Annotated in this window: 9 protein-coding genes; 5 read left to right on the top strand and 4 right to left on the bottom strand. The window is 52.7% G+C overall.

The features are described 5' to 3' along the window. Positions 1–36: 36 nt before the first annotated feature. The 4 genes from STSP2_RS03535 to STSP2_RS03520 form a co-directional block, all read right to left on the bottom strand. The gene (locus STSP2_RS03535) at positions 37–834 is read right to left on the bottom strand and encodes a prepilin-type N-terminal cleavage/methylation domain-containing protein (protein WP_146659908.1); all 798 of its coding nucleotides are present in this window, start codon (positions 832–834) and stop codon (positions 37–39) included. Between the two features lie 361 nt (positions 835–1,195). Continuing rightward, the gene (locus STSP2_RS03530; RefSeq protein WP_169852950.1) at positions 1,196–2,053 is read right to left on the bottom strand and encodes a type II secretion system protein; all 858 of its coding nucleotides are present in this window, start codon (positions 2,051–2,053) and stop codon (positions 1,196–1,198) included. Positions 2,054–2,510: 457 nt separating this feature from the next. Further along, positions 2,511–4,274 carry a hypothetical protein gene (locus STSP2_RS03525; RefSeq protein WP_146659905.1) on the bottom strand — a complete coding sequence of 588 codons (1,764 nt, stop codon included), beginning with the start codon at positions 4,272–4,274 and terminating at the stop codon, positions 2,511–2,513. A 20-nt stretch (positions 4,275–4,294) separates the two neighbouring features. Next, positions 4,295–5,323 (bottom strand): DNA recombination protein RmuC, encoded by a 1,029-nt coding sequence (locus tag STSP2_RS03520; RefSeq protein ID WP_169852949.1) that lies wholly within the window; start codon positions 5,321–5,323, stop codon positions 4,295–4,297. A 260-nt stretch (positions 5,324–5,583) separates the two neighbouring features. Here STSP2_RS03520 and STSP2_RS03515 point away from each other — a divergent pair, with 260 nt between their 5' ends. The 5 genes from STSP2_RS03515 to STSP2_RS03495 all read left to right on the top strand — a co-directional run bounded on the left by STSP2_RS03515 (position 5,584) and on the right by STSP2_RS03495 (position 11,969). Further along, entirely contained in the window at positions 5,584–6,162 is a 579-nt protein-coding gene (locus tag STSP2_RS03515; RefSeq protein WP_146659901.1) for a DUF2179 domain-containing protein, read from the top strand. A gap of 19 nt (positions 6,163–6,181) precedes the next feature. Further along, positions 6,182–7,258, top strand: a complete 1,077-nt coding sequence (corA, locus tag STSP2_RS03510) for a magnesium/cobalt transporter CorA (RefSeq protein WP_205847989.1) — start codon at positions 6,182–6,184, stop codon at positions 7,256–7,258. 24 nt (positions 7,259–7,282) lie between these two features. Further along, on the top strand, positions 7,283–7,999 hold the full coding sequence (locus tag STSP2_RS03505) for a cation:proton antiporter regulatory subunit (RefSeq protein WP_146659899.1): 717 nt from the start codon (positions 7,283–7,285) through the stop codon (positions 7,997–7,999). Between the two features lie 118 nt (positions 8,000–8,117). Beyond that, entirely contained in the window at positions 8,118–9,602 is a 1,485-nt protein-coding gene (locus STSP2_RS03500; protein WP_146659897.1) for a sulfatase, read from the top strand. A gap of 63 nt (positions 9,603–9,665) precedes the next feature. After that, positions 9,666–11,969: a glycosyl hydrolase family 95 catalytic domain-containing protein gene (locus tag STSP2_RS03495; RefSeq protein WP_146659895.1), complete on the top strand. Its 2,304-nt coding sequence runs from the start codon at positions 9,666–9,668 to the stop codon at positions 11,967–11,969. Positions 11,970–11,974: the final 5 nt, after the last annotated feature.

Here is an 11,974-nt window from a genome sequence, read left to right as displayed (position 1 = left end):
TCCATTGTAAGAATTGCATTTAGATCAGTATCTCAATCAGCCCTTGTACGGGTAATGTTCCTGCATGTATCGCAGGTCCTCTATTTCGCCGTCTTTTTCGGGATCGACATATTTATGTATGGTCTGGTTCCAACCCATTTCGAGGGTGGTTTTATCTTTCCAGTTGTGCATTTCGGCATGGCCGTCAACAAAGCCAAGCGCGCTCTTTTCGTTGTGCCATATCGCAATAGGGTCCGTCCATTTGTCACCGGTCCTGGGAAGTGCCCACCAATTCAAGTTATATCCACGGGGCTCTGCTTCTTCTACAAAGGCGTAAATACTTGAGGGCTTCTTTATCTGGGAAAGGCGTTTGTACACCCAATTAGCGTCACCTCCGTTGAGGCCGCCGGGTATCGAGTAGCTGCGAAAGCCTCCCATACCGCCGTAACTTCCGTGCTCGGAGGGCTTTTTATATCGCTGGTCACCTACACAGTGGTATGCGTCCGCATCCTTGATAAAGTCCCATAGAACTCCTCGTTCGATTCCGTTTATCTTTTCTTCAACTGTTGATCCACCGCTCTTGTCCACCTCGTCCTCCGTCTGCGGAGCCACAACCCAGGCGGTATTATAGTAAGGATCGTTTGGTCGGGGTGTGTTGGCGTTGGGCAATTTGCCACCGTTTTCAACCGCATAGGTTTGGTAACCAATGGAAAGGTTCTTAAGTCTTGCCAGGCAGACGACGCCCTGGGCCTTTTGCTTTACTATGCCGAGGGCTGGCATCATTATGGCGAGGAGCAATGCGATGATGGCGATTACTACGAGCAGTTCAATGAGGGTGAAAGCGGATTTCTTCATAACACTCTCCTTTTTGAGGATATTGCTGCATCCTGCGCAGCGCGAAACTTTAACCGTATACAAACATTTTATAGTTTCGGGCTGGGCGATGGAAGAGGATTCAATGGTTGTAAGCAGTTCGGGAGGGAGGAAAAGACAGCTTGAGACCGGCAAATCATACTGAATCGTACATATATAGAGGTGTGAATGGCTGAAATTCTATATATCGACTTGCACGTTTTAATTATCGCGCATGACTGCATGGCAGCGGTGCTGGAACGTTAACCATGAAAGCTGGTTGGCTCGTTGCGAGTTATTTTCGCGTGATCAGAAACATATCGATTGTGTTTCGCTGACCTGATTTGTTGTCATGGGCGGCCGCTTACTTATATGGGAAGTGCTCGCGCATGTATATGAGATCTGCCATGCTTGCCTCATCGTCGGGGTCGACGAACTGTCTGACTGTCTGATTGTAACCCATCTCGAGAGTGGTTTTTCCGCGCCATTTGTGGATTACGGCATGACCATCTGCAAAGCCGAGTGTACTGGCCTCATTGTGCATGATGGCAATGGGATCGGTCCATTCCGTTGTAACACCAGGGTCAACCTCCGGCACAGCAAGAGCCCATGAATTGATGTTGAAGCCGCGTCCTTCAGTTTCTTCGATGAAGGCGTAAACATTGGACGGGCGTCTTATCTGTGAAAGCTTAGTATAGACACGATCTTCCGTGTACATTTGCCAGGGTCCGTTGAGGCCTGCAGGTATCGAATAGCTTCGATATCCGCCCATACCCTCCCAGCCGGGCTCTTCTGCCGGCTTTGTGTATCGCTTGTCGGCAGCACAATGATAGGCCTCTGCGTCCTTTATATAGGGCCAGAGGGAACCATTTTCTATTCCGTTGATCTTTTCTTCAACTGTTCCGCTTTGTGCCTGACTCCAGTCGATTGCACTGCCGTCATCTCTTGTTGGGCTCCAGGCCCAGGAAGTGCGGTAATAATCTGCCTGATCTTGAGTATTGGCAAGGTCCGGATGCATGGTGTAGGCCGAAGGCAGTTTGCCGTCGTTTTCAGCGGTGTAGGTTCTGTAGGCAATCAAGAGGTTTTTGAGTCTGGAGGTGCAGACGACGCCCTGGGCCTTTTGTTTGACGACTCCGAGGGCGGGCATCATGATCGCCAGCAGTAAAGCGATGATCGAGATGACGACGAGCAGTTCGATAAGCGTGAATGCTTTCTTATTCATCTTACTACGCTCCTTTTTTCTTTTCTCAATTTTTTCCATGCGCATGAATGCTTCTACTATTATGTATGTGCGCCTGGGACAAATAATAAACCAATTAAACGCTATTTTACATGAAGGCCCACGAAATGACAATACATTTTCTTAGTTTTTGCTTTCATTTTTTTGTATTTGACTTTACCTAGCTCTGTTTTTGAGTCTTTCTGGTTATTGCTGGCTGATCTGCTAAGTATTCATGGAGCAGCGGCGGCGGGGGTTTCGGCCTGAGCAAATTTGGGATCTTCGGCGGGTTTTGGCCGTTTTCGCGTGGGAAAATGCTTTGTGCGGGTGCCAAATCGAACCGATTCGCGCATGCGAAGGCATTTGACCTGTGGGAGTTTAATATCTCAACTCATATAAGCCGGAAGTTGGAATTACATATGGTAAATTTTGCGATCGACCGATGCCGAGGTCCTGATGATCAAGGGCTGGTCGGCGGCGTACCTGTAAACGTTTTCATACCAGGAGGAAGACTGCCGGGTACAAACTTTGGAGCGGGGTTCTTCTTTTTTGGTTTCTCGACGGGCCAGAAGACGTAGTCGCCGTCTTTTCTGCCCCAGTCTACGCTATGCTTGCCGTTGTCGTCTTCGAAGTCTGCGCCGACGCTGTATAGGGTGAAGCCGTCGGGGGTGCGTTTGTAGACGAGGGGTTTGCCGCTGTAGGGGTCGATGGGGAGTTCGTCGAGGTAGTAGCTGATATCGTCAAGCCTGGCTGGGTAGCGGTGTTTAATTGCCTCGTACTGCATGATAGCGAGGACGCAGTCGAGGGCTTCAAGGGATGCTTTTGCGCGGAAAGTAGCCTCCCACGTAAGCCCCATTAAGACAGGCTCTTCACGCAATATATATGAGTCCGGTAATATGTCATCACTGACCTGATGATAGGTTGTGCCTTCCTGTTTTAATTTCCATGGGGGTGTGGCCAGGAGTGAGTTCATCTTCTCGATCATCTCGTCAAGCATGAGACAGGTAGTCTTTCTGTCCGGATGTTTTGCTGCTATTTCTGCGGCTTCTTCAGCGGTAAGTTCCGGCAATAACACAGATGAGCGTCGCTCAAGCCATAGGCTGGGGAGTAATATGCCATTACCGTTGCCATCATCTGAAAAGATTCTCTGGAAGGAGTCTAGGATGTACTGCTTCTCAACTTCTGAATAAGAAATATAAATATCATCAGGACTAATTACACTGTTTAGAGATTTACGAAACCGCTTAATCTGCCGAATTGAGCCCCGAAAGTGCTCCAGGATATTCAAAGCAGTTTTCGATGTAATGGCCACAATAGCATTTTTAAAAAAGGAGTCGACTAAAAGACCACCTTGTTCAACATGATGTGCGGATCGATAAGAATCTTCCAGGACATCAAAAGCCCGACCAAAATTTCCGTCATGAGCAAGTATTACTGCCTTAGACCAAGAGAGCTCTAAAAGCTTGGATGAATTAAATACTGTTCTTTGCTCAAACAGTACATCGCAACCCTCAGGAGAAGAAGAATACTGTTTCCAGGCATATTTCTTTCGTGCTGCCTGACGAAAGATGTCAAAAACATTATCGTTCTCATCAACCCATTGTTTTAATTGGCCGACCTCTTCTTCGGAGAACTTAAAATTACCCGGCTTGAAAATTTTCGGCAACTCAGGAGGTTTTTCGGTGAGCAGTTCGAATGCCTTTTCGTAGAGGGGCATTGCGTTTTGGGCGGGGTCGTAGTTTTCGGGTTTGGTGAGTTCGTTTATTCGCTGGACGTAGTCGACGGTTATTTTTGGTTGCGGCTTTGGTTGTGGTTTGTCTTCGGCTGTTGCGGGCGTGGTCAGGGAGGAGGTTATCAGCAGGATGGTTAAAATTGTGAGAGTGAACGGGCCGTTGAAAATCGTCGGCGTTGAGATTGCCACGCGGCTTTGCCGCTCGCAATGACAATACTGGTGGGAGATGCGTTTTTCGCGATAGCTGTTGATAGTCGTCGGCGTTTTGATTTGGGCGCGGCTTTGTTGGGCGCGACACCCTTTTCCTGGCCGAGGCAGGTGCATGCGGTTTATGAGCAGCCTTCCGGGCGCGTTGGGCACTGCGACGGTATCACATTCTCTGGATCCCGGGTCAAGCCCGGGATGACAATCGCAGCGGGCTGTGGGTGAGGGGTTGAGGATTGTTGGGGTTGGGATCGCTTTGTCGTTTTGCTTGGGATGCGTGGACTGCATTTGGTACCTCTTTGTGTTTACTATTCGGGGGTTTCTTCGTGGTCGTTTGTTATCTGGTCTAGGTTCATTGAGAAGCGGTCGATGCGTTTTTGGCCTTCGTCGTACTGGGAGTATGCATTTTTGAGGTGTTTGCCGAGGACGGTGTATGTTTGTGTGATGTCGTCGAACAGGCCGGAGAGTTTGCCGAGGTTGGTGCGGATGCGGGCGGCCTGTTTTTCGATCTGGAGGCCGTGCAGGCCCATGACGATGGTCATGAGGTAGACGTAGAGCAGGTTGGGCGAGACGGGGATGACCTTCTTTTCGAGGGCGTGGTTGAGGACGTCGGTGCGGTCGGTTTCGTATTTGATGATCGTTTCGTAGTAGACGTTCTCGGCGGGGATGTACATCAGGGCGAAGTCGAGCGTGCCCTCGTCGGGGTTGATGTACTGGGCGGCGATCTTGTCGATGTGCTTGACGACGTCGGACTGGAACTGGCGGCGAAGGCGTTTTTTGAGGTCGTCGTTCTCTGCTGCGAGCATGGCTTCGAACGAGGGGAGGGGGAACTTCGCGTCGACGGGGACGGAGTAGTCGGGCAGGGTTATGAGGGCGTCGACGATCTTGCCGGACTTGAAGGGGTGCTGGAGGTTGAAGCTGCCGGCGGGGAGGATATCGGAGAGGAGGTTTTCTAGGGAGCGTTCGCCGAGCTGGCCGCGCATTTTGGGGCTTTTGAGAATGTCCTGGAGCTTTCGGACGTCGGTGCCGAGCTGGAGTATCTGGCTGGAGGAGCCCTGGAGGTGGCCGATCTGGGTGTGGAGCTTGGAGAGAGTTTCGTGGGAGGCCTGGAGGGTGCGGGTGATGTTCTGCTGGCCGGTGGTGAGGTTCTTTTCGAGGGTCTGCGAGATGTTGTCCTGCGAGCCCTTGAGCGAATCGAGCTGCTGGGTGAGCATATTGATTGACGCGGACTGGGCGGCGAGGTCGCGGCGGCTGGCGTTGTTCGAGAGCATGAGCACCGCGAGCAGGATCAGGACGAGGACGGTTAGAATTACGACTATAGTTATGAGGATTTCCATTCTTGCTCCATTAAACAGGGGATTTTCGGCCATTATAGACTGAGGTCGGGCCGAGGTCAAAATACATTTGGGAGGTTAGCGAGAGAAATACGGTGTAAGAAGTGTGTATATTGTTGGCTAGTTCGCGATGAGCGGTTATCATGATAGATGCGGCAAATATATCGACCTGACTGTCTTGCATTGGCCGGTAAGCAATGTTAAGTTGTCTGGATCGTTATTCTAACATTTAACGCTAACATGTATCATAAGGATTTTTTAGTATGGAGCTTCCTGACACGCAACTGTTTAACTATCTGATACTGCCGCTGCTTATCGCTGTGGCGAGGATATTCGATGTATCGATCGGGACTATACGTATTATTTCCGTATCGCGCGGGCACAAGCTGGTATCGGCGATCCTGGGCTTTTTCGAGATACTGGTCTGGCTGGTCGTGATCAACAAGGTGATGACGGACGCGACTAACGTTTTTGCGTATATCGGCTATGCGGGCGGTTTCGCAGCGGGCAGCGCGATCGGTATATGGATGGAAGAGAAGCTGGCGGTGGGCAACCTGATCGTGCGGGTGATCACGCGGAGTGATCCGACGGCGCTGATAAACAAGCTGCGTCTGAAGGGTTACGGTGTGACCAAGGTGATCGGGCACGGTCAGCATGGAGAGGTTGATTTGGTGTTCGCGGTGATAAAGCGGAGCAACCTGGAAGAAGTGGTGGGCATTATAAACAGGTTCAATCCAAAAGCATTTTATTCGGTCGAGGATGTGAAGGTCGTAAGACAGGGCGTGTTCCCGCAGAGGCAATCGCACAGGGCACTGGCGAGGCCGCTGCGTAAAGGTAAATAGTTAATCGGGCGGAGGATGCGTGAAGCGAATATCGATACTAAACGGAATCGTCGGCTACAAGAAAAAGGTTGGGCTAGCGCCCGGTACATTGGTGCATGTCGGCGAGGAAGAGGCACGCACATGCGAACTTTCTCTGATTCAATATGACGCAGATGATGTACACGAATCGAGTATAGAAGCAGATACTGATTTTGGGGCCTTGCGTAAGGAGGATAAGGTCTGCTGGCTCAATGTAGACGGGCTGGATGACGTTGACGTAATTGATCGCATCGGGGAGGCGTTCGGGGTACATGACCTGATACTCGAAGATGTTCTGAATACGGGTCAGAGGCCGAAGCTGGAGGAGGCGGAAGAGGGCCTGTTCATTACCGTTAAGATGCTGCAGGCGAATGAGGGGCAGATAAGCTCGGAGCAGGTGAGCATGATCGTGGGTGACGGGTATGTGATTAGTTTTCAGGAGCGGGCGGGCGATGTGTTCGAGTCTGTGCGTGAACGGCTGCGGAGCGGACGCGGGCGGGTTCGCAAGGCTGGGGCGGATTACCTGGCGTACTGCCTGCTGGACGCGATCGTGGACAATTATTTTGCAGTTCTGGAGCAGCTCGGTGAGCGGATCGAGGCGGACCAGGTACAGTTGATGGAAGAACCGGACGAGGAGGTGCTGGCGGAGGTTCATGGGCTCAAGCGTGAGATGATATTTCTGCGGCGGGCTGTATGGCCGTTGCGGGAAGCTATTAATGCTTTGTCGAAGAGCGACAGCCCGGTGATACGCAAGGAAACGCGCATTTATGTAAATGACGTGTATGACCATACGATGCAGATCATCGAGACGCTGGAGACGTTTCGCGATGTGGTGGCGGGCATGTTCGATATGTATCTGTCGAGCGTGAGCAATCGCATGAACAGTGTTATGAAGGTGCTGACGATCATTGCAACGATATTTATTCCGCTGAGTTTTATCGCTGGCGTTTACGGGATGAATTTCAATAACATGCCTGAGCTGACGACCGGGTGGATGTATCCGCTGGGGTTCTGGTTGATGGTTTTTGCGGTGGCGGTAGGGATGCTGGGATTTTTCAAATATAAGAAATGGCTCTGAACCGACTAGCGGGGAGGAAGAGAGATGCTTACCAACCTGATACTGTTCCTGTCGTTCGTGGTGTGTTCGTTTATCGTCGTGAGGATCGGTGCGATCGCGTTTCAGTTGACGGGGGTTTCGTGGCCGTTGGCGAAGTTTCAGTCGCTTTCGTGTTTTACGGGGACGGGGTTTACTACGCGAGAGTCGGAACTGATCACGAGTGATCCGAGGCGGCGGCGGATCGCGACGATACTTATCGTGTTGGGGCATGCGGGGCTGGTGAGTATGATCGCGACGTTTGCGAATACGATCCGGCCGTCGGCGATAAAGGAGAAGCTGGCGGTGCCTTATCTGCCGTTCGATGTGCCTTACCAGATACTGCCGTGGGTGAATATCGGTGTGATAGCGGTTGGTGTTTATGTGATCTATCGCGTGTTCACGAACGCGAATTTTGTGAAGAAAATGACGCGAAAGATGCGGAGACTGCTTGTCAGACAGAGTGATGTTGTCAGGCCGGTGACATTTGAGGAACTGATGTTCGTCAGCGGCGGGTTCGGAATCTCAAGAATATCGATCAATAGAAAGAACAGTTTGATAGGTAAAACCCTGCGGGAATCGAGGCTTCGCCGGAAGAATATCACCGTGCTTGCGATCGAGCGAAAGGAGACCACCACTGCTAACCCCCCTGCCGATTCGATACTGCGAGAAGGTGACGAGCTGATCTGTTTCGGCAATCTGGACAGAATGAAGGAGATAAGCTGAGGATGGTGATCCGACTGCACCGGTGGGATGGTTTCAAATAGTTTTGACAATCTCAAGACTATTGGATAGATTAGCAGAGTGCATTTTCAAATCATGTATATTTTTTTCCAGGGTTATTATGCTGAATCGGCGTAGTTTTTTGAAGGGTGTGGGGGTTGGAGTTGGAGCATCTCTGCTGGGTGGGGATCTGCTTTTGGCTGGGGAAGAGCCGAAGAGGAGAAAACCCAATTTCGTTTTTATCTTTATCGATGATATGGGGTGGAAGGATTACGGAGCCGGGGGGAGCACATTCTATGAGACGCCCAATCTGGACAGGCTGGCGAGTGAGGGAATGCGGTTTACGGATGCTTACGCGGCGAGTCCGGTGTGTTCGCCCACGCGGGCGGCGCTGATGAGCGGCAAGCATCCGGCAAGGCTGCATATAACGGACTGGATACCGGGCAATCGAAGCAGGAAGAAGCTCGATCAGATGGATTTCGAGCAGCAGCTTCCGTTGGGCGAAGTGACTATTGCTGAATCGCTCAAGGAGGCGGGGTATCGGACGACATACGTGGGCAAGTGGCATCTTGGCGGGGAACAGTATTGGCCCGAAAAGCAAGGGTTCGACGTGAACATCGCGGGCAATCACAAAGGCGGGCCGAACACACGGGGCAAATATAACGGGTACTTCAGTCCCTACGGACTTAAGAATCTCGAGGACGGGCCCGAGGGTGAGTATTTGCCGAACAGGCTTGCGGATGAGGCGATGCAGTTTATGGAAGAGAACAAGGATGAGCCTTTCTATGTGCAGTTGAGTCATTACACGGTTCATTCGCCGGTACAGGCCAAGCCGGAACTGCTTGGCAAATACCGCGAGAAGAAAGAGCAGATGGACACGCCGGACGGTCCCAAGTTCGTGAAGGAAGGGCCGGATGCGAGGAATCGTGAATGGCAGGACAATCCGGCGTTCGCGACGATGATCGAAGCGATGGATGCGAATGTCGGCCGGGTGCTGGGCAAGATAGATGAGCTGGGGATCGCGGATGATACGATCGTGATCTTCTGTTCGGATAACGGCGGGCAGTCGATACTGTTTGCGAACTGGGGGCCGCCGTGGGGGTCGAACAGGCCTTTGCGGGCGGGCAAGGGATGGTGTTATGAGGGCGGGATCAGGGTGCCGATGGTGGTCAAGTGGCCGGGCGTGACAAAGGCGGGCAGTGTATGTTCGGAGCCTGTGATCACGATGGATTTTTATCCGACGATGCTGGAGATGGCGGGGCTGGAGTTGAAGCCCGAGCAGCATGTCGACGGTCTGAGCCTGGTGGGTCTGCTCAAAGGCGGTGAAAGTCTGGGGCGGGAGGCTCTGCACTGGCACTATCCGCATTACCATGGATCGGGGCACAGGCCGAGCGGTGCGATCCGCGTGGGTAAGTGGAAGCTGATCGAATTTTTTGAGGACATGCGGGTCGAGCTTTACGATCTGGAAAAGGATCCGGGCGAGCATAATGATCTGAGCGGGAAAATGCCGGAGAAAACGGCGACGGTGCGTAAGATGCTGCATCAGTGGCGCGAGGAAGTCGGGGCCGATATGCCCGAGCCTAACCCGGCGTGGAAGGATAAATAGTCTGATGAAATTAACTGCAGGTGGTCATGGGGGATCGTTTTTGATTTTTAGGGAGTATGTGTAATGGGCGCAGCGAAAAAAATTATGACAGTTGTTTTGATGGGTGTGTTCTGTTTGATTGCAGCCGGTGTTGCGGTAGCTGAGCCGAAGCCGGAGCATGGGCTCAATTATGACGAGCCTGCGACTGTGTGGGATGAGGCGTTTCCGCTGGGTAACGGTTTGCTGGGCGGGCTGGTCTGGGGCGACGGGCAGCCGTTGAAGATATCGCTGGACCGGACGGACCTGTGGGATCTGCGTCCGGTGCCGCAGTTTGATTCGCCGGACTATAATTACGAGACGATGCGGCAGTGGGTGAAGGAAGGCAAGATAGGCGAGCTGCACAAGCTTTACGACCTGCCGTATCGCAATGCCGGGCCTACGAAGATACCGGCGGGCAGGATAGAGCTGACGTTGGGCAATGGGGCGACGTTTAACAGCGGCAAGCTGGATCTGGCGGATGCGATCGCGAGTGTGGAGCTCGGCGAAGGTGTTAGCGCGAAAGTATTTGTGCATGGCGATGAGCCGTTCGGGTTTATCAGGGTGACGGGTACTGAGGTTACGCCGAAACTTGTCGTGCCGGCATTTGAGGGGGACGAACAAGATGGGACCGCAGACGAGATAGTCCAGGGCAAGGAACTGAAGTTTCTGGGTTATCCCGCGCCGAAGACTTTTGCAGGTGACGATTACAAAGGATACGAACAGCAGGGCTGGGGCGAGCTGAAGTTTGCGGTTGCGCTGGTCTGGGAGAAAAGCGGTGATGACTGGCTGGGCGTCTGGTCGGTTATGACTAACGAAAAGAACGATGAGCCGTTTGAGGCTGCGCAGCAGGTTTGCCGTGACGCCCTCGGGGCGGGTCATGATGAAGCGTTTGAATCGCATAGAGACTGGTGGCAGGACTTCTGGGCGAAGTCGTCCGTGACAGTGCCGAACGATGTGCTGGAGCGGATGTGGTATCTTGAGACGTACAAGTTCGGTGCGGCAGCGAGAGACGATGCTCCGCCTATCACTCTGCAGGGACCGTGGACCGCGGATAACGGGCGGATACCGCCGTGGAAAGGCGACTATCATCATGACCTGAACACGGAACTGAGTTACTGGCCTAGCTACAGCGGTAATCATCTCGAGGGCGAGAGCGGATTTCTCAAGTGGCTGTGGGAGACAAAGGACAATGCGAAAGAATGGACGGAGGATTTCTTCGGTCTGCCCGGTCTGAACGTGCCGATGACGGCCGACCTTAATCAGCGGCAGATCGGCGGGTGGCATCAGTATACGCATTCGGCGACGACAGCGGGATGGCTGGCGCATCATTTCTACCTGCACTGGCGGTACAGCATGGATCGTGAATTTCTGGAAAAGCGTGCGTATCCGTGGCTGAGCGAGACGGCGACATTCTATGAAGCGATCACGGAAAAGACCGATGACGGCAAGAGGACACTGCCGTTGAGCTCTTCGCCTGAGATAAACGACAATCGGCTGGACGCGTGGTTTGACAATATCACGAACTATGATCTGGCGCTGATCCGGTGGACGTTCGATAAGGCTGGTGAACTTGCGGAAGAGCTTGGCAAGAATGCGGAAGCTGAAAAATGGAATGCGCTGCTGGGTGAGATGCCGCAGCTCTGGCTCGATGAGGAAACGGACAAGCTTCTGGTGACGAAGGATTATCCGCTGCCGGGATCGCATAGACATTTTTCGCATTTGATGGCGTTCCATCCGCTTGGACTGGTAACCTGGGAAGGCGGCGAGAAAGACCGTGAGATCATAAAAGCTTCGCTTGCGGAGCTGGAGGAAAAAGGAACCGCATGGTGGACTGGATACAGCTTCAGTTGGCTGGGCAATATGTGGGCTCGTGCTCGAAACGGTGAGAAGGCGGAAGATGCGCTGGAGAAGTTTGCTACGGCGTTTTGTCTGCGGAACAGTTTCCACTGCAACGGCGATCAGAGCGGCAAGGGCTACTCCAGGTTCCGCTACAGGCCGTTCACACTGGAGGGTAATTTCGCGGCGGCGGCGGGTCTGCAGGAAATGCTGATCCAGAGCTACAGCGGCACGATCAGACTGTTCCCTGCAGTGCCAGCGGATTGGAAAAACGCATCGTTCGATACGCTCAGGACCGAGGGCGCGTTCCTTGTCTCAGCGGAACGCGAGGACGGCAAGACGGAACGCGTCATTGTCACAGCGGAAAAGAAAGGCACGTGCAGAGTTGAGAATCCGTTTGGTTCGGCCGAGTACAAAGTAGACAAGCCGTGGTTCCGGTCGGTCAAGGAAGACGGCGGTACGCTGGTATTTGACTGCAAGGCGGGAGATGAATTTGTATTTACAAGGAAGTAGGAGCT

Origin of the sequence: Anaerohalosphaera lusitana (genome assembly GCF_002007645.1) — a bacterium.
In the GTDB taxonomy this organism is placed as follows: domain Bacteria; phylum Planctomycetota; class Phycisphaerae; order Sedimentisphaerales; family Anaerohalosphaeraceae; genus Anaerohalosphaera; species Anaerohalosphaera lusitana.
Note: the sequence above shows the minus strand (reverse complement) of the source record. Positions and strands in the feature narration are given on the sequence as shown.

Excerpts from the sequence above, each read along its gene's own strand:
- STSP2_RS03505 (WP_146659899.1), top strand. The coding sequence starts at position 7,283 with ATGCTTACCAACCTGATACTGTTCCTGTCGTTCGTGGTGTGTTCGTTT.
- STSP2_RS03515 (WP_146659901.1), top strand. The coding sequence starts at position 5,584 with ATGGAGCTTCCTGACACGCAACTGTTTAACTATCTGATACTGCCGCTG.
- STSP2_RS03520 (WP_169852949.1), bottom strand. The coding sequence starts at position 5,323 with ATGGAAATCCTCATAACTATAGTCGTAATTCTAACCGTCCTCGTCCTG.
- STSP2_RS03500 (WP_146659897.1), top strand. The coding sequence starts at position 8,118 with ATGCTGAATCGGCGTAGTTTTTTGAAGGGTGTGGGGGTTGGAGTTGGA.
- STSP2_RS03535 (WP_146659908.1), bottom strand. The coding sequence starts at position 834 with ATGAAGAAATCCGCTTTCACCCTCATTGAACTGCTCGTAGTAATCGCC.
- STSP2_RS03495 (WP_146659895.1), top strand. The coding sequence starts at position 9,666 with ATGGGCGCAGCGAAAAAAATTATGACAGTTGTTTTGATGGGTGTGTTC.
- STSP2_RS03530 (WP_169852950.1), bottom strand. The coding sequence starts at position 2,053 with ATGAATAAGAAAGCATTCACGCTTATCGAACTGCTCGTCGTCATCTCG.
- STSP2_RS03525 (WP_146659905.1), bottom strand. The coding sequence starts at position 4,274 with ATGCAGTCCACGCATCCCAAGCAAAACGACAAAGCGATCCCAACCCCA.